We start from the raw sequence: 23626 nt of genomic DNA, 5'->3' as shown, positions 1-23626 counted from the left end.
TCTTTCTTCAGCCCAGGTCGGTGAGGCGCGCAAGCATCGGGGCCCGCTGCCGTTCCACGCGAGCGACAAAATCGGCGTTCTCGGCCCGGAATTGCTCGGCGAAACTGCGTCCTTTGCTTCCGGACAATTTCCGGTGCTTTTCGACGATTTCGACGTCGGGGTCCAGATCAACCCCCAGATGCCCGGCCATTGCCGCAAGGACGGTTGTCGGCGGGTGGGCGATACACTGTTCATAACTCAGCCGCAGCGGTTGCAGCCCTTTTCGGTGAAACAGCGCCTCTGTCCGGGTTTCCATCCAGCGCAGAAACCGGATGATCCGCCGGATCGCACGCGGATCGTAGACAAACAGCGCCTCTGCATCTGCTTCGATCGCTGCCGTTGCTGCGGTCGCGTGGCCCAGCCGGGTCTGCCGCATACGGCTGATCGACACTGCCTGCGCAACGATATCCTCCCGGCACAACCACATGACGTGGGTGGGGTCCGTCGCGACGAGGAACCTATGTCCTGTTCGGAACCGCGACAGGATCTGCGAATAAGTGATCTGGCACCCGAATGTCCCCCCGTGGTTCCGGGCCCGGCTCAGAAGGTCAACATAGTCGCCCATATTCTTTGCGCCGTAATGCCCGGCGATCTTGGGAAGGAGGGCGGGATTGAAGATTTCTCCCGGTCGGCCAAGCACCTTTGTCTGATCGGCAAGTTCCGTCAGACGAGACGATCCACTGCGCGGCGTAAAGAACATGGCATAGCGGCGTTCCGGCGCTGGCATGGCAAGAATCTGGGCGTGGTAGTCGGGCTTTTGCGGAATATCCCGGAACGGGTCCGACAGCGACTCGGTCAGTTTCTTCAACACCCAATTCACGCCGTGTCCCGCCTTCCCGGATGCGGATGCAAGTTTCCGATCGTAGTCGCCAAGGGTCGCATTTCGCACCTCAACCGGCGGTCTAGCCGCATTTTGCCCGTTGTGAAAGCCCTCTGCCCCCCGTATCTCCGGCCTTGGGACACCCCTCCCCAACGAGGGGCGAATATCTGAGAGGGTATCAGATAATGGCTTTGACCAAACCGGCTGCGCGCCCGGAAAATCCGCGCTTTTCTTCTGGCCCCTGCACCAAACCCCCCACATGGAATCTTGCCGCGCTTGGTGACGCCCCACTGGGCCGGTCGCACCGTGCCGCAGTCGGCAAGGCCAAGCTGAAAGAGGCGATCGACCTGACCGCTGAAATCCTTGGGGTTCCGTCTGACTACCGGATCGGCATCGTTCCGGCCTCGGATACCGGCGCCGTCGAAATGGCGATGTGGTCGCTTCTGGGTGAACGGCCTGTGGAAATGGTCGCTTGGGAAAGCTTTGGGGCTGGCTGGGTCACCGATGTGGTCAAGCAGCTCAAGATCGAGGCGACAGCCCACACCGCCGACTATGGCGATATCGTCGATATGTCGTCGCTCAACTACGACAACGATGTGGTCTTCACCTGGAACGGCACCACCTCGGGCGTGCGTGTGCCGTCGGGCGAAGTAATCCCGTCGGACCGCAAGGGTCTGACCATCTGCGACGCAACCAGCGCCGCCTTTGCGCAGGATCTGCCCTGGGACAAGCTGGATGTGGTGACCTTCTCCTGGCAGAAAGTTATGGGCGGTGAAGCGGCCCACGGTATGCTGATCCTCAGCCCTCGTGCCGTTGAACGGCTCGAAAGCTATACCCCCGCCTGGCCCATGCCGAAGATCTTCCGCATGACGAAGGGTGGAAAGCTGATCGAAGGTATCTTCCGCGGCGAGACCATCAACACCCCGTCGATGCTGGCGGTCGAGGACTACCTGTTCGCGCTGAAATGGGCCAAGTCCATCGGCGGGCTGGACGCCTTGATCCACCGGGCCGATGCGAACGCCCGCGCCGTCTGGAATTTCTGCGCCAGCCGCGACTGGATCGCCAACCTTGCCAATGACAAGGCCACCCGGTCCAATACCAGCGTCTGCCTGAAGTTCACCGACGATCGGATCACCGATGGCGCGGCCTTTGCCAAGGCGGTTGCCAAGCGGCTGGAGGCGGAAAACATCGCGTTGGATATCGGCGCCTACCGCGACGCTCCCGCCGGTCTGCGGATCTGGTGTGGTGCCACCGTGGAAACTGCCGATATCGAGGCGATGCTGCCCTGGCTCGAATGGGCCTTTGCCGCCGAGATCGAAGCGCTGTCCGACGCTGCATGATGCGTAAGGTGGGCCTTGGCCCACCCTACCCCCATACCCCTGAACCGTAAGGTGGGTTTCAACCCACCCCCGCCCAATGAAAGGACCAGACATGGCCCCCCGCGTACTTATTTCCGACAAGCTGTCCGAAGCCGCCGTCCAGATCTTCCGTGATCGTGGCATTGACGTCGATTTCCAGCCCGAACTTGGCAAGGACAAGGACAAGCTTCTTGAAGTCATCGGCCAATATGACGGCCTTGCCATCCGTTCGGCCACGAAGGTGACCGAAAAGATCATCGCCGCCGCCGACAATCTCAAGGTCATCGGCCGCGCCGGGATCGGGGTCGACAACGTCGATATCCCTGAGGCATCGAAGAAGGGGATCATCGTGATGAACACCCCCTTCGGCAACATGATCACCACCGCCGAACATGCCATCGCGATGATGTTCGCCGCCGCCCGCCAGATTCCCGAGGCCAGCGCCTCGACCCATGCTGGCAAATGGGAAAAATCGAAATTCATGGGGGTCGAGTTGACCGGCAAGACCCTTGGCGTGATCGGTGCGGGCAACATCGGGTCGATCGTCTGCAACCGCGCCCTTGGTCTGAAGATGAAGGTCGTCGCCTACGACCCCTTCCTGTCCGAGGAGCGCGCCACCGAAATCGGCGTGGAAAAGGTGGATCTGGAAGAGTTGCTGAAGCGGGCCGATTTCATCACCCTGCACGTGCCGCTGACCGACCAGACCCGCAACATCCTCAGCCGTGAGAACCTTGAAAAGACCAAGAAGGGCGTTCGCGTCGTCAACTGCGCCCGTGGTGGTCTGGTGGACGAAGCCGCCCTTGCCGACCTGCTGAAGTCGGGCCATGTCGCCGCCGCCGCCTTCGACGTCTTTGCGGAGGAACCGGCCAAGGAAAACCCGCTGTTCAACCTGCCCAACGTGGTTTGCACCCCGCACCTTGGCGCGGCCACGACCGAGGCGCAGGAAAACGTCGCCCTTCAGGTCGCCGAGCAGATGGCCGACTACCTGCTGACGGGCGCGGTGCAAAACGCGCTGAACATGCCCTCCGTCACCGCCGAAGAGGCCAAGGTCATGGGCCCATGGATCAAGCTCTCGGGCCATCTGGGCAACTTCATCGGCCAGATGACGGACGAGCCGATCAAGGCGATCAACATCCTGTTTGACGGTGAAGCCTCCGAGATGAACCTCAAGGCCCTGACCGCCGCGACCATCGCCGGGATCATGAAGAAGACGAACCCGGACACGAACATGGTGTCGGCCCCGGTCATGGCCAAGGAACGCGGCGTCCAGATTTCCACGACCAAGCAGGACCAGTCCGGCGCTTTCGAGGGCTATGTGAAGGTCACGGTTGTCACCGCCGAACGGGAACGCTCTATCGCGGGCACAGTGTTCAGCGATGGCAAGCCGCGCTTCATCCAGATCAAGGGCATCAACATCGATGCCGAGGTCGGCGCGAACATGCTGTACACGACCAACGAGGACGTGCCGGGCATCATCGGCACCCTTGGTCAGACCATGGGCGAGAACGGCGTCAACATCGCCAACTTTACCCTTGGCCGCGCCGCCCGGAATGGCGAGGCGATCGCGCTTCTCTACGTCGACGATCCGGTTCCGGCCCCGGTCATCGCCAAGTTGGAATCGACGGGCATGTTTCGGCAGATCAAGCCGCTGACCTTCGACGTGGCCTGATCCACCCGATACCCCTGACCGAGCCGCCCAGACCGGGCGGCTCGTGTCGTTTTCAGGCTTCCCGTTTTCGACCCGCCGATGTCGTGACAGTGTCAGACCGCGCCGCCCGCTCGCGCAACCCTCAGGCATTGAGTTGCCGGAGGGCGACATGGCCTATCAACCCCGATTTACCGCCCTTCTGGACGAGCTTGCCGCTGTCTACCGCGCCGAAGGACGTTCGGAAGGCGCAACGGCCGCCAACGCGCTGACCCAGACCGCCATCGACATGCCCGTCACCCCGTCAGCCTGTGCCTTTGACCTGGGTATCCGGACCTGTCTGGCCGGGTCGGACCATCCGGCCGCACGGGCCGCGCTTGCCACCCATGACCTGATCGACTGGAGCGTGAACCCGGTACAGGACCAGATGACTGCCGCAGCCGCCGCCATCATCGCTGTTGCGACGCTGATGGGTCCGGACGGCCCGATTCCCTGCCCCGATCACCGGCTCGGCCTCGTCTATATGGCGCCGAACAGCTACTACGGCCTGCACAATCACGACGCGGATGAAACCTATGTGATCCTCGCGGGGTCCGCCCTCTGGACCGCAGGGGACGACACCCGGCACCGGCCAGCGGGCGACATGATCCACCATCCATCTCTGATGCCGCACGCGTTCCGCACCGGCCCCGAAGGCTTTGTCGCGCTTTGGCGGTGGAGCGGTGACATCAACACCCATTCCTATCGGTTCCTGCCGGACCCGCAGGTCGAGGCGCAGGCCTGACCTCACTGCAAGGCTGCCTTGATCCGGAGGGCGTTCCCCACCCGTCTGACGCGTGCTATTCCGGCCCCGAAAGGCGGACCCCATGATCTACGCAGTCGGCGACATCCACGGACAGAAGACACAGATGGACCGCGCACTTGCGCTGATCCATACAGATGGCGGCACCGGGGCAGAGGTGGTCTTTGTCGGCGATTATACCGACCGTGGCCCGGATACACGCGGCGTGATCGACGCCCTGATCGCAGGCGTTGAGGCGGGCCGGAACTGGACCGTCCTGCGGGGCAACCATGACCGGATGTTCACCCGCTTTGTCCGTGACGGGGTCATCGACGACCCGCAGATCGCATCGGGCAAGGGCTGGCTCCATCCCGCTCTGGGTGGCCGCGATACGCTGCGGTCCTACGGGGTGACCCTGCCCGATGCCGACGCTGAAATCCGCGACCCCGGCCTTGTCGACGAGATTGCGAAAGAAGCTCGTGCCAAGGTCCCCGAAACCCACCTCGATTTTCTGGAAAGCCGTCCGCTGTGGCACCGGACCGAGGCGGCAATCTTTGTCCATGCGGGCATTCGCCCTGGTATCGAGATGGTCGATCAGGCTGAAGATGACCTGATCTGGATTCGCAACGGATGGCTGGACGATACGCGCGATCACGGCACCATGATCGTCCACGGACATACCGCGCTGGACGAACCGGCCCACCACGGCAACCGGATCAACATCGACGGCGGGGCGGGCTATGGCCGTCCGCTGGTGCCTGTGCATTTCGACGGGGACGATTGGCACACGGTTCATGAAACTGGGCGATCGCTTCTGTGGCCCCGCGCGGAATGAACTGGACCTACGATCACACGCAGCTTGCCATTCCAAAGGGCAGAGAGGACGACGCGCGCGCCTTCTGGGTCGGTATCCTTGGCATGACTGAGCTTCCGAAACCCGAAGCCTTGGCCGGTCGGGGTGGGCTTTGGCTGCGGGCGGGAGAGGTCGACCTGCACCTTGGCGTGGAAGAACCGTTTAGCCCAGCGCGCAAGGCGCACCCCTGTTTCCGGGTGCCTGACCTTGACGCAATCGCCACAAGGCTTGTCACAGAGGGGCACGAGGTCAGGTGGGATACGTCCCTGATAGATCGCCGGCGGTTCTTCACCGACGACCCCTTTGGCAATCGGGTCGAGTTTACCTGAACCCTATTCCGGATGGGTGGCGATGCACTGCTGGATGGTGGCCTGTGCAACCCGTTCGGCGGCGGCCCGCCGCGATTGCAGGTCGGCCAGCTTTGCCCGTTCCTCGGCCACGTTGATCGCCACAGGTTCCTGCCGGTCAAAGACGCGAGTCTTTTGGCAGGGGAAGCTGAAGGTCGATCCGTCCTCATTCGTGCCCTGACAAACGTCGTTCACCACCCGCACGTCCTGCACCGTGGCAATCGCATAGCCGCGGCTGATGTTGCCCTGTGTCGTTGTAATTTGCTGATCCAGAAGAGCCACTTGGCGGCGCGCATCGTTGATACAAGCCTCGCGCGGGGTGGCGCAGGCGGCAAGGATGCCAAGAACAGGCAGGATCAAAAGGGTCTTACGCATGGGAACTCTCCGAGACAGCAACTGCGACCACCGGGCAGTGGAAGCCTGCCCCAATGAATGCTAGAGGGCGTGGTTATACAATATCAAGGACAGCCGACCATGACCGAGACCGCGATGCAGACCGAAAAGGCGACCGCTTCCAATTGGTTCCGACAGCTTCGAGATGACATCGTGGCGGCCTTCGAGGCGCTGGAGGACAGCCAGTCCGAAGGCCCGTTCGCGGACCTGCCCGCGGGCCGGTTCGAGGTGACGGAAACCAAACGGGCCAGCGACGACGGGTCCGACGCGGGCGGCGGGCTGATGAGCGTGATGCGCGGCGGCCGGGTGTTCGAAAAGGTTGGGGTCAATGTGTCCACCGTCTATGGCACCCTTGGCAAGGCCGCGCAGCAGGCAATGGCCGCCCGTGGCGTACCGGGGATCGAGGCCGACCCGCGATTCTGGGCCTCTGGCATTTCGCTGGTCGCGCATATGCAGAACCCGCATACCCCTGCGGTGCACATGAACACCCGCATGTTCTGGACCCCCGGCGCGTGGTGGTTCGGGGGTGGGTCTGACCTGAACCCTTGCATCGAATACGACGAGGACACCGCGCATTTCCATGCGGTCCAGAAACAGCACCTCGACCCGCATGGGGCCGAGCTTTACCCCCGCCTGAAGGACTGGGCCGACGAATATTTCTATATCCCGCACCGGGGCCGCGCCCGTGGCGTTGGCGGCATCTTCATGGATGACCACTGCACCGGTGACTGGGCAAAGGATTTCGCGCTGACGCAGGACATTGGCCGCGCCTTCCTGCCCGCATTTGTGCCGGTCACGGAACGGCGGCGAAATACCCCCTGGTCCGAGGCCGACAAGGAGACCCAGCTGGTTCATCGCGGTCTTTATGCCGAATATAACCTTGTCTACGACCGGGGCACGAAATTCGGGTTGGCGACAGGGCATGACGCGAATGCGGTTCTGATGTCGCTGCCGCCGTTGGCCAAATGGATCTAGCAGGGCTGCCGCTCGCAACTGTTGGGGCCTTCGCCCTGACCTCGGCGCTGATCGAACTGACGCCGGGGCCGAACATGGCCTACCTTGCGCTGGTCGCCGCGACCGAGGGGCGCAAGCCCGGGATGTCCGCCGTTGCGGGCGTGGCGCTTGGGCTCGGGTTGGTCGGACTTGCCGCCGCACTGGGGCTGGCCGCGATCATTTCATCTTCGGACCTGCTCTATCAGGCCTTGCGTTGGGGCGGGGTGATCTACCTGCTATGGCTGGCATGGGACGGCTGGCGCGGCGCGGACGAGGATATCGAACACGCGCCATTGGGATCGACGCTGGCGCGGTATTTCCGTCGAGGGCTGATCACCAATCTGCTGAACCCCAAGGCCGCGGTCTTCTACATAGCCGTTCTGCCGGGGTTTACTGTGACCACTGCCAATGTCACCGCGCAGACGCTGACCCTGTCCACGATTTATGTCGCGGTCGCAACAGGCATTCACGCGGCAATTGTCTTGCTTGCCGGAACGGCGCGTGTGCTGCTGGAGGACCCTCGGCGCAGCGGGATTGTACGCCGCACGCTTGCGCTCGCGCTGGCCGGGGTCGCGATCTGGTTCGCGTGGAAAACCGCCTGATAATGGCCGTCGAACACGGATTCCCCATCAAGAGCAGGGCAACGAATACCTACAAGGCAGACCTGAATGAAGCCGTCAGAAGGTTGCTTCGAGCCCAAGCCCGACGTTTGGCAAGCGGCCCATCGCCAGCCCCGTAGGCGGTCCGGCGATGGGCCGGCACCTTCGGTGCTATGCGGCCCGGGCCCGTGAATGACCGCTAGGTCCCGCATGGCCGCCTTTGGCGTGGCAGGCTCGGACGCGAACGTTGGTTCTGGTGCGTCGGCGCTACGTCGAAATTCGCTAGAACAGATGCCCCGATTTCCGGGCCTTTGTGGCTAGGTAGTGATGGTTGTGCCGGTTCTCTCCAACCTTCAGGGGCACCCGTTCGGTGACCGTGATGCCGCTTTCTTCCATCCGGGCGACCTTGCGTGGGTTGTTGGTGAGCAGGCGGACCGCCCCGAACCCCATTCGGCGCAAAATCTCTGCCCCGATCCGGAAGTCGCGTTCGTCGTCCTCGAACCCCAGCCGGTGGTTGGCTTCGACCGTATCGAACCCCTGATCCTGAAGCGAATAGGCCCGCATCTTGTTGGCCAGCCCGATTCCCCGCCCCTCCTGATTGAGGTAAAGAAGAACACCCGCACCCTCTGCCCCCATCTGCGCCAGTGCGCCGCGGAGTTGCGGGCCGCAATCGCATTTGAGGCTGCCCAGCACATCGCCGGTGAAACAGGCCGAGTGAAGCCGGGCGAGAACCGGCTTTGAGCGGTCCGGCTGTCCGATCTCTATCGCGTAATGCTCTTCGGCCCCGTCTTGCGGGCGAAAAATGTGGAGGCGGCCGGCCTCGGACGCTTCCATCGGCAGGCGGGCTGCGATGATGGGATCATGGGCGGCAAGTCCGGGGTATAGGGCGGCTTTGGCGGGGACGCGCGTCAGGTCATGTTCAAGGGCGAAGGCCACCGGATTCGGCAGGTCAAGCACCAGCGCGGCGGGAAGAAGGCGCGCCGCCTTGCACAGGGCGATCGCGGCGCGGTGCATGTCGGCATCGCCATCACGTTGGGTCTGCAGCGGTCCCTTCATCGGTGCGCGCAAGTCATCCGCCGGATCGGCAATGGCCCGAACCCATGACAGGGTCGCGTCGTGTGGAACGACCAGCCGGGCAATATCCCCGTCATAGGCCCGCGCCTTGAGGGTTTCGGCGCGCCAGTTGGTGATCGCAAGGGTCGCCGTCCCCGACAGGGCGCGAAGGTCCGCAAGGCGGACCGCGTCGACGGTTTCGGCGGACAGAACAAGCGCGCCCACCGCCCCCTCGGCATCCAGCACAACGGGCACCCCCATCCGCAGGTCGGATCGGGCGCGTGCCAGCCGTTCGGTGATATCCGGGGTAAATCCCATCGTCCGGGCCCTTGTCGTTTCCACTTCCAGATAGCGGTTTCGGTTTCGGATTGAAACATTTCCCGGCAAATCCGACACGAGCGCGTGAATGAGGTGTCATAATCCTTGCCGGCTTGGCAGAGCTGCCACAAATCCGTGAGGACAGACGTGAACGGAGGCCAAGATGGCACAGTTGAAGAAGATCCTTCTTGTCGATGACGATGAAGACTTGCGCGAGGCGCTGGGCGAACAGCTGATCATGACCGAGGATTTCGACGTGTTCGAGGCCGGGTCCGGGTCCGAGGCCATGAAGAAGGCCAAGGAGGCGCTCTATGATCTGGTGATTCTCGATGTCGGCCTGCCGGATACCGATGGCCGGGAGCTGTGCAAGCTGATGCGCAAGCAGGGGGTCAAATGCCCGATCCTCATGCTGACCGGTCACGACACGGACAGCGACACGATCCTTGGTCTTGATGCGGGCGCAAATGACTACATCACCAAGCCCTTCAAGTTCCCGGTGCTTCTGGCCCGTATCCGGGCGCAGCTACGGACCCACGAACAATCCGAGGATGCGGTGTTCCAGCTTGGGCCCTACACCTTCAAGCCCGCCCAGAAGATGCTGGTGACGGAAGACGACAAGAAGGTGCGCCTGACCGAGAAGGAAACCAACATTCTCAAGTTCCTGTACCGGGCGTCTGACGGCGTGGTTGCCCGTGATGTGCTGCTGCATGAGGTTTGGGGCTATAACGCCGGGGTAACCACCCACACGCTCGAGACGCATATCTACCGGCTGCGGCAGAAAATCGAACCCGATCCCTCCAATGCGCGCCTGCTGGTCACTGAAAGCGGTGGCTATCGGCTGGTCGCTTGATCTGGGTCAAATACAGGGCGCATCGCCGGGGGTAATACCATTCCGTCCCCCGGTGGTGGGTCCGCTCATCACCTCCCTGTTGGACTTTTTGCCCCGGCTCTCCCGCCGGGGCTTTTTTCTGGGGGACGGGGCTTCTTTTCCGCAAGATGCCCTAGTAGACTTCCTGGTATTCAGGGTGCTGCTCCGTGCTGGAATAAAGGCCCGACCTTGAACAGCAGGAGAGCAGGATGCAGATCGAACCCTTCGGCGTCGAACAGTGGATGAACAAGTGGGAGACACGGTGCGAGATCAACCTCGCGGAAACCTGCGTCGCCTCGCTGACCCTTAAAGAATTGATGCAGATGGCGGGCCGGAGTCAGGTGATGCCCGCCGAGATGTCGGCCCTGAAAATGACCTATGGCGACATTACCGGGTCTCCCCAGCTGCGGGCGGCTGTTGCCGGCCTTTACGCGCGGCAAACGCCCGACACTGTGATGATCACCCACGGGACAATCGGGGCGAACCATCTGATCTATCAAACCCTTGTCAGTGCAGGGGATGTGGTGGTGTCGATCACCCCGACCTATCAGCAGCACACGGCGATTCCCGAAAGCATTGGGGCAGAAGTGCGCTGCCTGCTGCTTCGGGCCGAGGATGGATACCTTCCCGATCTGGACAGGCTGGCGGATCAGGCGCAGGGCGCGACGTTGATTTCCCTGACTAACCCCAACAACCCCACCGGGGCCGTAATCGGGCAGGAGGGGCTGACCCGGATTGCAGAGATCGCCCGCGCCAATGGGGCTTGGGTGCTATGCGACGAAGTCTATCGCGGCACAGAGCAGCACAGCGATACCGCCGGACCCTCCATCGCGGACCTCTACGAAAAAGGGATCAGCACCGGCTCCACCTCCAAGGCGTTTTCGTTGGCAGGGCTGCGGCTGGGCTGGATCGTGGGGCCGCGTGATCTGATGCAGGCGGTGGAGATACATCGCGACTACACGACGATCAGCGTGGGTGTGATCGACGACTATTTCGCCACGATGGCGCTGGAAAATGCCGACCTGATCCTTGATCGAAGCCGGGCGATCACACGAACCAACCTGTCGATCCTGTCCGATTGGGTGGCCGCGACACCGGGCGTTGATTTTGTTGAGCCAACCGGGGGGACGACAACCCTTCTGTCCTACGATCTGGACATGCCGTCCTATGACCTGTGCGAGGCGCTGATCCGCGACACCGGGGTCATGTTCACGCCCGGCTCTGTCATGGGGATGGAAGGCACGGTTCGGGTCGGGTTCGGGAATGCGACAGAAAACCTGACTTCGGGGCTGCCGCGGGTGGCGGACTGGCTGGCATCCCGCTAGTCTGCGCCGGATCACGAACAGGAGTCCCCAATGCCCTTCACCCTTGCCACCTGGAACATCAATTCGGTTCGCCTGCGTGAAGGGCTGGTCGCCAAGCTGATGGCGGAAGAGGGGCCGGATGTCCTGTGCCTGCAAGAATGCAAGAGCCCGGTCGAAAAGATCCCGCTCGATCAGTTTCAGGCGCTGGGCTACCACCACATGGTTGCGCGCGGGCAGAAGGGATATAACGGCGTCGCGATCCTGTCGAAGATCCCGATGGTCGAAGCAGGGGGCGAGGATTTCGCGGCGCTTGGCCACGCCCGCCATATCGCCGGACGGTTGGAAAACGGGGTGACCGTCCACAATTTCTATGTGCCCGCTGGGGGCGATGTTCCCGACCGCGAGGTGAACGAGAAATTCGGCCAAAAGCTCGACTACCTGACCGAGATGCGGGACCATTTTCACGCCAATCGCCCGGAAAAGGCGATTCTGGTCGGCGATCTGAACATCGCCCCGCGCGAAGATGATGTTTGGGACCACAAGAAGCTTCTGAAGATCGTCAGCCATACCCCGATCGAAGTGGATCACCTTGCCGCCACGCAGGATGCAGGCGGTTGGGTCGATGTGACCCGCAAGGATATCCCCGAGGGCCTGTTGTATAGCTGGTGGTCCTACCGGGCCAAGGATTGGGATGCCGCCGACAAGGGCCGCCGGCTGGATCATGTCTGGGCCACGCCCGACATCGTGAACGCGGCCCATTCCAGCCGCGTCCTGCGCGATGCCCGGGGGTGGGAGCAGCCCAGCGACCACGCCCCGGTTTTCGCGACCTTCGACCTTTAGGCGCTATCGGCCAATTGTTCGGTAAGAAAGGCTTCGGGGCTGTCGACCTCGACCAGCCGCTTGCGCTGAATTTCCCAGAACCTTGTGCCGACATTGCGCACGAAGGTCCGGTCGTGGCTGACCAGAAGGCAGCTTGCCTCATGAGCCTGCAACTCGTCCTCAAGCGCCTCTTGCCCTTCGATATCAAGGTGGTTTGTCGGTTCGTCCAACAGGTAGAAGTTTGGGTTGGTCAGACGCAGGATCAGCATGGCCAGCCGGGACTTCTGACCGCCTGACAGGGCCGATAGTTTCGCATTCTGCAAGTCCACGTTCATCCCGGCCCCCGCCAGAAGGGCCCGCGCCCGCTGGTCGCCCACGTCGAAGGCATGGGTCACGGCCTCCATCGGGGTGGTATAGCCGTCCAGCTGGCTGACGGACTGGTCGGAATAGCCAAGGATCGCTGTCGCGGCGGCCCGGATATCCGGGTCCTCTGACGCAAATGCGGCATGGACCCGGCGCACCAGCTGGGTCTTCCCGGCCCCGTTCCGGCCCAGAAGAACCACCCGGTCGCCCTTGTTGATCCAGATCTTCGGCGTCTGGAACAGGACCGTGCCGTCAGGCGCCGTGATCACTGTTTCCTCGAACGCCAGCAGGGCCTTGGCGTGCGTGTCGGAGTTCGTCAGGCGGATCGCCCCGGCGGATCGGTCCTGATACGCGGGGCGGGCAGCGGCCTCGATCTTTTCGGCGCGGTCTTTCAACTGCTTGGTCTTGTTCACCAGCAGGTCCGAGCCGGAGTTGATCCCGATGTTCTTCAGCTTGGCCGCCTGCCGCCGCAACTGGTCGGCCTTCTTCATTTCGTTTTCAAACCGGCGACCGTCTGCCGCGTCGGCCTCATCAAGCGCGGCACGGGCCGGCGTGAAGGGCAGGGCGAACTGGCGCGACCCTTCGGCGCGCAAAAACAGAGTGCGGTTTGTCACCTCGTCCAGAAAGGCGCGGTCGTGGCTGGCGATCAGGCAGGGCGTGTCGCGGGCAACGGTCGTCAGCCAGCGTTGCAGGAACCCGACCCGGCCAAGGTCAAGGTGGTTGGTCGGTTCGTCCATCAACAGCAGATCCGGTTCCGTCACCCAGACTCTCGCCAGAAGGGCGACGCGCTGCCAACCGCCCGAAAGCCCCGACAGCGGGCGGTCGCGCAAGTCTGCGGGAACGGCAAGGTCATCAAGGACGATATCGACCCGCCAGCTTTCATAGTCGGCCTGATCTTCGGGAAGGGCGTTCAGCACGGCATCGTAGAATGTGTGGGCCAGCAGGTCTGCGGGCGGGTTCTGATCCACCAGCCCGACCCGAAGCCCGCGCGCGCGGGTGATATCGCCTTCGGTCGGGTCGACCAGCCCGGCAAGGCAGCGCAAAAGGGTCGTCTTACCCCGGCCATTGGCAGCAACCAGCCCGATCCGATCGCCCTTGGCGATGGTCAGGTCCAGTCCGGTGAATAGAGATTGCCCAAGGGTCAGCGAAAGGGCGCGGGTGTTCAGCAAAGTCATATCGGTCCTGTCATATCATGGGGTTGGGCGCGGAGTCGCACCGGGCCCGAAAGGCCGACCAGAGGGGGAAGGATGTGTCCCGAAGGTCAGCCCTGCAAACGGATTTGCAGGGCAGCGACAGGACCGCGGGTCCGATCGTGAAAACGCTTTGCCATGGCCACGACCCTCCTGCGGTTGATGTGACAGATGCCGAAACGCTACTTCCACAGGCCGGGCCTGACAATCCCCCCATGCAATTGTGTGCTTGCAGCCACGCGCGTTTTGCGTGAAATGGCCTGTCTTCGGGCTGTTCATTGATTTGACACCTGTCCGTTGCTACCTTTTTGACAGGCCCAGCGCCGGGGCCCGCTGACGGCGCGCCACGCAGGAGGACAATGTTCTGTCTCTTGAACCATTGGCGGCGAATGCCGTCCAGCCGGGCGGGGTCGATATGACCGCCACACCTCAGGCCACCAGCGAAGCGACTCTCGCTGCCGTGCTTGCCTCTCTTGACGACGACAAGGCCGAAGACATCGTGGAGATTCCGCTGCGCGGGAAATCGACGATCGCGGACTACATGGTCATCGCATCCGGGCGGTCCAGCCGTCAGGTGTCGTCCATCGCGGACAAGCTGGCCGAACGTCTGAAATCCACGCTTGGGATTCTGTGCAAGACCGAAGGCGGCGACGTCGGCGACTGGGTGCTGATCGACGCGGGCGATGTGATCGTCCATGTCTTCCGCCCCGAAGTGCGCGAATTCTATCAGCTGGAGAAGATGTGGCTTCCGGCAACGGACGCCACCAAGGCCCGCTAGGCCATGCGGGTCCATCTTGTCGTTGTGGGCCGCCTTCGGGCGGGCCCGGAACGCGACCTTGTCGATGATTACCTGACACGATTTGACCGGACCGGCCGGGCGCTTGGGCTTGGCCCGGCGCAGGTGATCGAGGTCGAGGACAAGAAGGGCGGCGGAATGCCGGCCGAGGCGGCGCTGTTGGAAAAGGCCGTTCCGAACGGGGCGTTGATCTGCATTCTGGACGAACGTGGCAAGGTTCAAAGCTCTCCGCAATTCGCCGACATGCTCGCAGGCTGGCGGGACACCGGGCGGCAGGACGTGGCTTTTGTCATCGGCGGGGCAGACGGAATCGACCCGGTTTTCCGGGCCAAGGCGGATGCGGCGCTGTCCTTTGGCAAGATGGTCTGGCCGCACATGCTGGTTCGGGTGATGTTGACCGAACAGCTGTATCGCGCGGCCTCTATTCTTGCCGGGGCGCCATACCACCGCGTCTAAAGCGCTTCGACTTTCTAGTGAGTCACCCTGTATCGGCGTTCGCGTTTGAGCCGCAGGCGAAAGGCAGCGAACGGCCGATTCAAGGTCAAATCGAAACGCTTCGGGGCTGGAACCCGTGTCTGGTTTCGGCAAGAGTGGCCGGGCAATCAGAAAGGTCCGACCATGGCGCACCCCCTTTTGTCCCCCTCAGATATCGAAACTTATCAGCGCGACGGCGTGGTCCTGATCCGCGGCCTCTGGAAGGACCACGTGGACACCCTGCGCGCCGGGATCGACAGGAATATGGCAGACCCCGGCCCCTATGCCGCCGAGAACCTGAAACCGGGCGAGCCAGGCCGGTTCTTTGACGACTACTGTAACTGGACCCGCATCCCCGAGTTCGAACAGGTGATCCGGACCTCGCCCGTAGCCGAGGTCGCGGCGGATCTGATGCAGTCGGAGAGCGTGCAGATGTTCCATGACCACGTGCTGGTCAAGGAGCCGGGCACCTCAAAGCCGACCCCATGGCATCAGGACGGCCCCTATTACTTCGTCGATGGGGAGCAGACCGTCAGTTTCTGGTCGCCGCTTGATCCGGTGAAAGAGGCATCGCTGCGCTGCGTGGCCGGATCGCACCGGTGGGACAAGCCGGTGCTGCCCAAACGCTGGCTGGCCGATACGGATTTTTATCCCGATCCCGAGGCCTATATGCCCGTGCCGGACCCCGACGCCGAAGGGATGAAGGTGCTGGAATGGGAGATGGAGCCCGGCGACGCCGTGGCCTTCAACTACAAGATCCTGCATGGTGCCCGCGGTAACGAACATGCCAACCGGCGGCGTGCGTTTTCATTGCGGCTGGTCGGGGACGATGCCCGCTATGTCGAACGTCCGGGCCGCACGTCGCCACCGTTCCCGGGTCATGACATGCAGCCGGGCCAGCGGTTGCGCGAAGACTGGTTCCCGGTTCTGCTGGATCGTCGGGCGGGGCTATGACGGCCCCGCTGGACCCCGTCATCGACGCCAAGGTCCGGGCGAGTTTCGCGGCGCAGGCGATGATGACCACCCTTGGCGCAAGGCTCGATTCCGTGACGCAGGGCGCGGTGACGATTAGTGCAGAGGTAACTGCCACGTTGACCCAGCAGCAGGGCTATTCACATGCTGGTTTGATTTTTTCTATCGGTGATAGTGCTGCGGGGTATTCCGCTTTGACTATGATGCCTGAAGGGGCAGAGGTCATGACGGTCGAAATGAAGATCAATCTTCTGGCGCCGGGCACAGGCCGCCTGATCGCCGAGGGGCGGGTGATCCGCCCCGGGCGGCGGTTGGTTGTGGTCGCGGCCGATGTCTGGGCCGACGATCCCAAAGTTGGGCGGCGGCATGTCGCCATGCTTCAAGGCACGATGATTCCGGTGGATCGGGGCTGACACGGGCTGGACCTGATGGGCCGGTCAGATTACCTAACGCACATGACACAGAAACCGTCCCTGACACTCTACCTTGCCGCGCCGCGCGGGTTCTGCGCGGGCGTGGACCGCGCCATCAAGATCGTTGAAATGGCGATCCAGAAATGGGGCGCACCGGTCTATGTCCGTCACGAGATTGTCCACAACAAGTTCGTGGTCGACAGTCTGCGGGATCAGGGCGCGGTTTTTGTCGAGGAATTGAACGACTGTCCCGACGACCGGCCGGTGATCTTCTCCGCCCACGGCGTGCCCAAGGCGATCCCGGCAGAGGCCGCGCGGCGCGAGATGATCTATGTGGATGCGACCTGTCCCTTGGTCAGCAAGGTGCATATCGAGGCCGCCCGCCACGCCGAAAACGGTCTTCAGATGATCATGATCGGCCACGCCGGTCATCCCGAAACCATCGGGACCATGGGGCAACTGCCGGACGGCGAGGTGCTTTTGGTCGAAACGGTCGAGGATGTGGCGCGGGTGCAGGTGCGCGATCCGGCCCAACTGGCCTATGTCACCCAGACAACCCTGTCGGTCGATGACACGGCGGATATCGTGGCGGCCCTTCAGGCCCGGTTTCCGGCCATCGTCGGGCCGCATAAGGAAGACATCTGCTATGCCACCACCAACCGGCAGGAAGCGGTCAAGGCCATCGCGCCGAAGTGTGACGCGCTTTTGGTCGTTGGTGCGCCGAATTCCTCCAACTCCAAGCGACTGGTCGAGGTCGCGGCGCGGGCGGGCTGCCAATACGCGCAACTGGTCATGCGGGCAGACAATATCGACTGGCGCGCGCTGGAGGGTATCAGGTCGGTTGGCATCACCGCCGGGGCTTCGGCCCCCGAGGTTCTTATCAACGAAGTTATCGACGCCTTCCGCGACCGGTTCGACGTAACTGTCGAAATCGTGGAAACCGCGAAAGAGAACGTGGAATTCAAAGTGCCCCGCGTCTTGAGGGAGCCGGCATGACCCGAATCCCGCTCTCGGCACTGATCCTTGGCCTTGCTGGGTTAATCCCCTTTGTCTGGGGGGCGCTGACGCAACTGTCCCCGGCCTTGGGGCAGTGGAGCCTGTCGTCTTTGGGCGGGCGGTTCACCGGCCCCTATGTCGGTCTGGCCTATGGGCAGGTGATCCTTGCCTTCATGTCCGGCGTATTGTGGGGCTTTGCAACCAAGGCATCGGGCGCACGTGCCGCGACCGGCTATGCCCTATCGGTCATTCCGGCGCTTTGGGCCTTCTTCATGGTCGGCGGGGGGCCGGTCGCAGCCGCAACAAACCTGATCTTCGGGTTTATCGGGTTGCTGATCCTTGATTGGTTCTTCGTCCTTTGGGGGCTGGCGCCGCGCTGGTGGATGTCCCTGCGGATCGGGCTGACTGCGGTTGTGGTTCTTTCCCTTGGCGTAACCGTCCTCTGATGGTGGATCGGCAAACACTCGACGTCTATGCGCGGCAGGCTGCGGACTATGCCCGGCTGTTTTCAGGAAGCGAGCCGGATGCCGACCTTCTAGCGTTCATGGGGCATTTGCCCAAGGGCGGGCGGGTTCTGGACCTTGGCTGCGGCCCCGCGACAGCCTCGGCCCATATGCGGGCGGCGGGGTTTGATCCGGACCCGTTGGATGCCAGCCCGGAAATGGTGGCGCTTGCGAATGAGACCCATGCCATTAGCGCACGGGTCGGCACCTTCGACGATGTCGATGCAACGGATGAATACGACGGGGTCTGGGCCAACTTCAGCCTGCTGCATGCGCCCCGCGCAGACCTGCCACGGCACCTGTCGGCCATCCATAACGCCCTCAAACCCGCCGGACTGTTCCACATCGGGATGAAGACGGGCACGGGCGAGGCGCGCGACCCGATCGGGCGCGCCTATACCTATGTCGCGGTCGATGAACTGCACAACCTGTTGCGCAGCGCTGGGTTCACCGCGGTCAGCACCCGCGAGGGCACCGGCAAAGGACTGGCCGGAAGCGACGATCCCTTTGTCATCTGCCTGTCCAGGAAAGGCTGATCATGCCGGATCTTTACGCCTACACGGATGGTGCCTGTTCCGGGAACCCCGGACCCGGTGGCTGGGGCGTGCTGATGCTGGCCAAGGACGGGGAGCAGATCGTCAAGGAACGCACCCTCTGTGGTGGCGAGGCGGAAACCACCAATAACCGGATGGAGCTTCTGGCCGCCATCACCGCGCTTGAAACGCTTGCCCGTCCGTCAACCATCACCATCGTAACCGACAGCGCCTATGTCAAAGACGGGATCACCAAGTGGATCCACGGTTGGAAGCGGAACAATTGGACCAAGAAGGGCGGGTTGAAGAATGTCGATCTGTGGCAGCGGCTGGATGCGGCGCAGGCACGACACAGGGTGACGTGGGAATGGGTCAAGGGGCACGCCGGACACCCGGAAAACGAACGGGCCGATGAATTGGCCCGCGAAGGCATGGCCCCTTTCAAGCCGAAGGGCAAATGATGATCGCCCTCCTCGATATCGCCTCGGTCTTCATCTTCGCGTTGACCGGCGCCCTTGTGGCCAGTCGCGCCCAACTGGACATCATCGGGTTCCTGTTCGTCGCCAGCCTGACAGCCGTCGGCGGCGGCACCCTGCGCGACCTTCTGCTGAACCGTCATGCGGTGTTCTGGGTGGCGGACCCGTCCATCCTGTGGGCCGCCGTCGTGCCCGCCGTTGCCGTCTTCTTCCTTGCACACTTGCTCGAAAGCCGTCTGCGAGTTCTGACCTGGCTGGATGCCTGCGCCCTTGCGGTGGCCGTTCCGGCCGGGGTCGGGGTGGCGTTGGATCTTGGGCAACCGGCGACCGTCGTCCTGATCATGGGGGTGTCGACCGGGTGTTTCGGCGGGCTGTTGCGGGATGTCGTCTGTAACGAGGTGCCGCTGGTTCTGAAACAGGGAGAGCTTTACGTCACCTGCGCCTTTGCCGGGGCGGGGGCAGCAATGCTGGCCCTGTCAATTGGCCTGACCGAACCTGTCGCACTGATCGCTTGCGCAGCGGTTACGCTGCTGCTGCGGTCGGGGAGCCTCGCCTTCGGGTGGCGGTTGCCGGTCTACAAGGCCCGCCCACCCCGAAGCTAGTCGGCGAAATAGTCCCGAAGGATGCGGCCGTAGATCGCTTTCAACTGGTGGATCTGCTCCACGCTGACCCGTTCATCGACCTGATGCATGGTCTTGCCGACCAGGCCGAATTCGACCACCGGGCAATGATCCTTGACGAAGCGGGCATCGGATGTGCCGCCCGAGGTGGACATTTCCGGCATGCGCCCGGTCTCCGCCTGAACCGCCTTGCCGATCAGATCGGAAAGGTCGCCCGGCGGCGTCAGGAAGCTTTCCCCGGACACGCTCACCTCCATCGCGATTTTCACGTCGAAGTCCGTGGCGACCGCATTGGCCTCGGCCTGCATCCAGTCGGTCAGGGTTTGGCTGCTGTGCAGGTCGTTGAAGCGGATGTTGACGGCGGCGGTGCCCTTGGCGGGGATCACGTTGGTGGCGGGGTTGCCGGTGTCGATGGTGACAATGGCAAGGCTGGACGGGTCGAAATGGTCTGACCCCCCGTCAAGCTTGTGGCTGGCCAGCCGGTCCATCAGACGGGCAAGGGGCGGCAGGGGGTTCTTGGCCCGGTGAGGATAGGCAGAATGGCCCTGAACGCCGGTCACAGTGAACCGCGCGGTCATCGACCCGCGTCGGCCGATTTTCATCGCCTCGCCCATCTCGTTTGGGCTGGTGGGTTCGCCGACAAGGCAATCTGTCATCCGCTCGCCTGCCTCTGCCATCCAGTCCAGAAGCGCGGTGGTCCCGTCCAGTGCCGGCCCTTCCTCATCGCCGGTAATGGCAAGAATAATGGCGCCGTCGGGCGGGGTTTCGCGGGTGAAATCAATGGCGGCTGCAGCAAACGCCGCGACGCCGGATTTCATATCGGTCGCGCCCCGACCCCAAAGATACCCATCGCGGATTTCCGCCCCGAAGGGATCAACGGTCCAGTCGTCGGGGTTGCCGATCGGAACCACGTCGGTATGTCCGTTGAACCCGAACGTCCGGTTCGCGCCCTTGCGGCCCCAACGGGCGAACAGGTTGGATACGCCCCCCCGATCAACCCGCGTGCATTCGAAACCTGCAGGGCCAAGAAGGTTTTCCAGCAAGACCAGCGCGCCGCCTTCGTCCGGCGTAACAGACGGGCAGCGGACAAGCCGCGCGGTGAGGTCTACGGGATCGATCCGGTCAGTCATGGCAGTCTCCTTGGTCTGTCCCGTAGCCCGACAGCCAGCGGGATGCAATGAAGGCTGGCAACCAGAGCTGGGATGCGGATGCAACACCGATTCATTGGACAACAAAAAGTGGTGCTCACGCCCTGCATTGATGCTAAAATGAAGACAATAAATGACCCGAGGCAGGGCAAGCACACAATAGGCTGTGACGAGCAGGTTCAGCTACCAGATATAGCGCCCACGTTTCCTGGGTGCGTGCGTGCGCTGTCTCGACAATGTCGAGGCGGTAAATGGTTCAGGCAAGCGAACTGTCATATGATATAAACGCATCCGCGTTGGAAATGGCACAAACGATCTTTGGCACTGGCACTCAGGTCGTCGGCGCGTCCTATTCGGGCTCCTACTACTCTTCCGGGATCTATTCGAACGGCGACGCCCTTTCGCCCACGGCGACACCGGGCGATACGGGCGTTATCCTGTCTACCGGTCAGGTCCGGTCTTTCACCAACTCATGGGGGCAGTCGAACCAGAGCAACAGCACATCGACGAATACAGGTGGCGCCAACAACATTTCCGACTTCAACGCGATCGCCGGGACAAGCACCTATGACGCGTCCTATCTGGACATCCAGTTCATTCCGGACGGCGACGTGATGACGATTCAGTTCGTTTTCTCGTCGGATGAATACCCAGAGTATTCAGCGTCGATCTACAACGATTTCTTCGGTGTTTGGGTAAATGGCGAACACGTGCCGTTGTCGGTGACTGAAGGGCCGACACAGGTCGGTGGCGTAAACCAGTCGGACAATACGAACCTGTATCACTCCAACACCAACGACCAATACAATACAGAGATGGACGGTTTTACCGTCTCGATGACGCTGACCATGCCCGTCAACTCCGGAGAGGTGAATTCGATCCGAATCGCAATCGCAGACGTTTCAGACAGTTCGTATGACTCGAATGTCTTGATCGCCGCCGGTTCGGTGCAGACCGCACTTGTGGCGATCGAAGATGAGATCACCTTGCAGGAAGGAGCGTCGGGCACGTTGGACGTTCTGGGCAATGATGTGAACATGACCGGTCTTACCTTGCAGATCACCCATATCAACGGGATCGCAGTGAGCGCGGGCGACACGGTGACCCTAGGCAGTGGGCAACAGGTGACGCTCAACGCGGATGGAACCTTTCAGATCGTCACCGACAGCGATCACGACACGGTCCATTTCACATACGAGGTTGCCGCAATTAATCCGGCTGGCAATATTGCCCAAACCGATATCGGCTTTGTAAGCGTTACAACCATCCCATGCTTTGTCGCCGGAACGATGATCCGAACCGCAGAGGGTGATGTCCCGGTTGAGACCCTTCAGCCGGGAACACTTGTTCAAACTGTGGACAATGGGCTGCAACCGCTGCGCTGGATCGGGAGGCGACAGGTCAGCGGCCTGGGCGAGTTGGCGCCGGTCCGGATCAAGGCCGGGACCTTTGGCCCCCATGGCTGCCTGCGCGTTTCGCCTCAACACCGTATACTTGTGCGCGATTTTCTTGCCGAGATGCTGTTTGGGGAGGGTGAGGTGCTCGTGAAGGCGAAGGACCTCGTCAACAGCCGTTCGGTCAAGCGTGCGCCCTGTGACAGGGTCGAATATGTTCATCTACTGTTTGACCGGCACGAAGTCATCTACTCGGAGGGACTTGCCACCGAGAGCTTCCTCCCGGGCAACCAGACGTCAGAGATGTTCGACGCCGACGTCCTAAGGGAGATTTGCCGTATCTTCCCTGAACTCAACCCGAAGACAGGGGAAGGATATGGTCCGGCGGCACGGCGCATCCTGAAATCCTACGAAGCGGAAGTCCTTTTCGAAGAGCTCCGGGCCCAAGTGGCCTGAGCTGACGCGCAATGGGTTGGATCGCACTCAGAGACAAGCACGGAGCCAGTTACCGGCCACAGGGGTTGGAGCATGGCGGCGAAATCGGTGCGCTGCGTGATCCGGATAGCTTCCTTCCATGCGGCACAGTGCGACTGGAGTTTTTGTTCGATCCGGATCAGGGCAGGCGGAACCTGTTGCGATATGTTGCACGTGATCCGTGGTTGAGCAGCCTCATTCTATGTCTCGATCCCGACGGAACCCTGAGCCTTCTGCAAGGGCAGGCAGAACGGTCGGAGTGCACTCGCCTCCAGATCGGCGAACGTATGCCGGGCGACACCATTCAGGTCACATTTTCCTGGGATGCGCCAATGAAGACCGGGCTTGTCGCGGTTGATTTCCCAGACAAGGAAGAAACACTGATTGCCGAGATCTCTAATCCGATCCCCCTATGCAATCGGGATGTGATGCGGATCGCCGGGACCGAAGCCACCGCATTCGTGCAGCCGGAAGTGACCTACCTCGCGATTTCCGACGAAGTGGAACCCATCGGGCCGGTTGCCACAATTGCACCGGGGTCTGTCGTAGAAACCCCAGACGGTCCTGTGCCGATAGAAATGGTTCGGTCGGGACAGGTGGTCCGAACCGCTGACGGCGAAGAGGCACAAGTTCGCTGGGTTGGTTCACAGGTCTTGCCGGCGCGTGGTCGACATGCGCCCCTGACGGTGCGCCAGCCCTACTATGGGCTCCGCTACGACCTTGTTCTGGCCTGCGATCAGAAGATTCGAATGAAAGGATCAAAGGTTGAATACTTGTTTGGCCAAGAGCAGATCTGCACAGCGGTCCGGCACCTGATCGACGGCAAAGCCATCTTGCGGGGGCCCTACAGGCTCGTGCAGCGTTATTACCAACTCGTGCTTGACCGACACTCGATCTTCCCGGTCAGCGGGGCCGCCCTGGAAAGTCTTGATCCTGCACGGTTCCTGAAAGACCCGAGGCTGCGTTCACATTCGGTTCTGCGGGACATGCCAGCCGAGCTTCTGCCCCACAAAGGCTCTCTGGAAATCACGGTCTTGCGCGACTACGAAGCCCTGACGCTTGCTTGCTAGGACATTGAGTGAAG

26 protein-coding genes are annotated in these 23626 nt (G+C 62.2%); 21 read left to right on the top strand and 5 right to left on the bottom strand.

Features of this window, described 5'->3' with window-relative positions:
• Positions 1–7 precede the first annotated feature (7 nt).
• Entirely contained in the window at positions 8–850 is an 843-nt protein-coding gene (locus U3648_RS00305; protein WP_420857266.1) for a Stf0 family sulfotransferase, read from the bottom strand.
• A gap of 194 nt (positions 851–1044) precedes the next feature.
• Here U3648_RS00305 and U3648_RS00300 point away from each other — a divergent pair, with 194 nt between their 5' ends.
• The 5 genes from U3648_RS00300 (at position 1045) to U3648_RS00280 (ending at position 5825) form a co-directional block, all read left to right on the top strand.
• Positions 1045–2199 (top strand): phosphoserine transaminase, encoded by a 1155-nt coding sequence (locus tag U3648_RS00300; RefSeq protein WP_420857265.1) that lies wholly within the window; start codon positions 1045–1047, stop codon positions 2197–2199.
• 91 nt (positions 2200–2290) lie between these two features.
• Positions 2291–3886, top strand: a complete 1596-nt coding sequence (gene serA, locus U3648_RS00295) for a phosphoglycerate dehydrogenase (RefSeq protein ID WP_420857264.1) — start codon at positions 2291–2293, stop codon at positions 3884–3886.
• Between the two features lie 148 nt (positions 3887–4034).
• On the top strand, positions 4035–4646 hold the full coding sequence (locus tag U3648_RS00290; protein WP_420857263.1) for a dimethylsulfonioproprionate lyase family protein: 612 nt from the start codon (positions 4035–4037) through the stop codon (positions 4644–4646).
• Between the two features lie 82 nt (positions 4647–4728).
• Positions 4729–5478: a metallophosphoesterase family protein gene (locus U3648_RS00285; protein ID WP_420857262.1), complete on the top strand. Its 750-nt coding sequence runs from the start codon at positions 4729–4731 to the stop codon at positions 5476–5478.
• Positions 5475–5825 (top strand): VOC family protein, encoded by a 351-nt coding sequence (locus U3648_RS00280; protein WP_420857261.1) that lies wholly within the window; start codon positions 5475–5477, stop codon positions 5823–5825. Before U3648_RS00285 ends, U3648_RS00280 begins: the two co-directional genes overlap by 4 nt.
• Before the next feature lie 3 nt (positions 5826–5828).
• On the opposite strand, the gene U3648_RS00275 is transcribed toward U3648_RS00280, so the two are convergent.
• Positions 5829–6218, bottom strand: a complete 390-nt coding sequence (locus tag U3648_RS00275; protein ID WP_420857260.1) for a hypothetical protein — start codon at positions 6216–6218, stop codon at positions 5829–5831.
• Between the two features lie 99 nt (positions 6219–6317).
• Here U3648_RS00275 and hemF point away from each other — a divergent pair, with 99 nt between their 5' ends.
• Positions 6318–7211: an oxygen-dependent coproporphyrinogen oxidase gene (gene hemF / locus U3648_RS00270; protein ID WP_420857259.1), complete on the top strand. Its 894-nt coding sequence runs from the start codon at positions 6318–6320 to the stop codon at positions 7209–7211.
• Entirely contained in the window at positions 7202–7831 is a 630-nt protein-coding gene (locus U3648_RS00265) for a LysE family translocator (RefSeq protein WP_420857258.1), read from the top strand. Before hemF ends, U3648_RS00265 begins: the two co-directional genes overlap by 10 nt.
• A 279-nt stretch (positions 7832–8110) precedes the next feature.
• Here U3648_RS00265 and ribA read toward each other — a convergent pair whose 3' ends face one another.
• Complete coding sequence (gene ribA, locus U3648_RS00260; protein WP_420857257.1) at positions 8111–9199, bottom strand: GTP cyclohydrolase II; 1089 nt, start codon at positions 9197–9199, stop codon at positions 8111–8113.
• Between the two features lie 163 nt (positions 9200–9362).
• On the opposite strand from ribA, the gene U3648_RS00255 reads away from it, so the two are divergent.
• From U3648_RS00255 to U3648_RS00245, 3 genes are all read left to right on the top strand, one after another.
• The gene (locus U3648_RS00255; protein WP_129682552.1) at positions 9363–10049 is read left to right on the top strand and encodes a response regulator transcription factor; all 687 of its coding nucleotides are present in this window, start codon (positions 9363–9365) and stop codon (positions 10047–10049) included.
• Positions 10050–10276: 227 nt separating this feature from the next.
• Positions 10277–11392 (top strand): aminotransferase class I/II-fold pyridoxal phosphate-dependent enzyme, encoded by a 1116-nt coding sequence (locus U3648_RS00250; protein ID WP_420857256.1) that lies wholly within the window; start codon positions 10277–10279, stop codon positions 11390–11392.
• Positions 11393–11422: 30 nt separating this feature from the next.
• Positions 11423–12211: an exodeoxyribonuclease III gene (locus tag U3648_RS00245; RefSeq protein ID WP_420857255.1), complete on the top strand. Its 789-nt coding sequence runs from the start codon at positions 11423–11425 to the stop codon at positions 12209–12211.
• Here U3648_RS00245 and U3648_RS00240 read toward each other — a convergent pair.
• Positions 12208–13728, bottom strand: a complete 1521-nt coding sequence (locus U3648_RS00240) for an ABC-F family ATP-binding cassette domain-containing protein (RefSeq protein ID WP_420857254.1) — start codon at positions 13726–13728, stop codon at positions 12208–12210. The genes U3648_RS00245 and U3648_RS00240 overlap by 4 nt on opposite strands.
• 430 nt (positions 13729–14158) lie before the next feature.
• Between U3648_RS00240 and rsfS the strand changes: the two genes are divergently transcribed.
• The 9 genes from rsfS to U3648_RS00195 all read left to right on the top strand — a co-directional run bounded on the left by rsfS (position 14159) and on the right by U3648_RS00195 (position 19508).
• Positions 14159–14521 carry a ribosome silencing factor gene (gene rsfS / locus U3648_RS00235; protein WP_420857253.1) on the top strand — a complete coding sequence of 121 codons (363 nt, stop codon included), beginning with the start codon at positions 14159–14161 and terminating at the stop codon, positions 14519–14521.
• A gap of 3 nt (positions 14522–14524) precedes the next feature.
• Entirely contained in the window at positions 14525–14995 is a 471-nt protein-coding gene (gene rlmH, locus U3648_RS00230; RefSeq protein WP_420857252.1) for a 23S rRNA (pseudouridine(1915)-N(3))-methyltransferase RlmH, read from the top strand.
• A gap of 162 nt (positions 14996–15157) precedes the next feature.
• Positions 15158–15967: a phytanoyl-CoA dioxygenase family protein gene (locus tag U3648_RS00225; RefSeq protein WP_420857251.1), complete on the top strand. Its 810-nt coding sequence runs from the start codon at positions 15158–15160 to the stop codon at positions 15965–15967.
• Positions 15964–16398, top strand: a complete 435-nt coding sequence (locus U3648_RS00220) for a PaaI family thioesterase (RefSeq protein ID WP_420857250.1) — start codon at positions 15964–15966, stop codon at positions 16396–16398. Before U3648_RS00225 ends, U3648_RS00220 begins: the two co-directional genes overlap by 4 nt.
• Positions 16399–16440: 42 nt before the next feature.
• A complete protein-coding gene (gene ispH, locus U3648_RS00215; RefSeq protein ID WP_420857249.1) occupies positions 16441–17394 on the top strand; it encodes a 4-hydroxy-3-methylbut-2-enyl diphosphate reductase in 954 nt (317 codons plus the stop codon).
• Entirely contained in the window at positions 17391–17840 is a 450-nt protein-coding gene (locus U3648_RS00210) for a DUF3429 domain-containing protein (RefSeq protein ID WP_420857248.1), read from the top strand. The genes ispH and U3648_RS00210 overlap by 4 nt, the downstream gene beginning before the upstream one ends.
• Positions 17840–18433, top strand: coding sequence for a class I SAM-dependent DNA methyltransferase (locus U3648_RS00205; RefSeq protein WP_420857247.1), 594 nt, complete (start codon positions 17840–17842; stop codon positions 18431–18433). The genes U3648_RS00210 and U3648_RS00205 overlap by 1 nt, the downstream gene beginning before the upstream one ends.
• A 2-nt stretch (positions 18434–18435) precedes the next feature.
• The gene (rnhA, locus tag U3648_RS00200) at positions 18436–18891 is read left to right on the top strand and encodes a ribonuclease HI (protein ID WP_420857246.1); all 456 of its coding nucleotides are present in this window, start codon (positions 18436–18438) and stop codon (positions 18889–18891) included.
• Complete coding sequence (locus tag U3648_RS00195) at positions 18891–19508, top strand: trimeric intracellular cation channel family protein (protein ID WP_420857245.1); 618 nt, start codon at positions 18891–18893, stop codon at positions 19506–19508. Before rnhA ends, U3648_RS00195 begins: the two co-directional genes overlap by 1 nt.
• On the opposite strand, the gene dapE is transcribed toward U3648_RS00195, so the two are convergent.
• Positions 19505–20656, bottom strand: coding sequence for a succinyl-diaminopimelate desuccinylase (gene dapE / locus U3648_RS00190; protein WP_420857244.1), 1152 nt, complete (start codon positions 20654–20656; stop codon positions 19505–19507). The genes U3648_RS00195 and dapE overlap by 4 nt on opposite strands.
• A gap of 320 nt (positions 20657–20976) precedes the next feature.
• On the opposite strand from dapE, the gene U3648_RS00185 reads away from it, so the two are divergent.
• Both U3648_RS00185 and U3648_RS00180 read left to right on the top strand, forming a co-directional pair.
• Positions 20977–22524 (top strand): Hint domain-containing protein, encoded by a 1548-nt coding sequence (locus U3648_RS00185; protein WP_420857243.1) that lies wholly within the window; start codon positions 20977–20979, stop codon positions 22522–22524.
• Positions 22525–22535: 11 nt separating this feature from the next.
• The gene (locus U3648_RS00180) at positions 22536–23612 is read left to right on the top strand and encodes a Hint domain-containing protein (RefSeq protein WP_420857242.1); all 1077 of its coding nucleotides are present in this window, start codon (positions 22536–22538) and stop codon (positions 23610–23612) included.
• Positions 23613–23626: the final 14 nt, after the last annotated feature.

The organism is Marivivens marinus (genome assembly GCF_035969385.1).
Taxonomy (GTDB): Bacteria; Pseudomonadota; Alphaproteobacteria; order Rhodobacterales; family Rhodobacteraceae; genus SELP01.
This window is presented reverse-complemented; position numbering and strand designations above follow the sequence as displayed.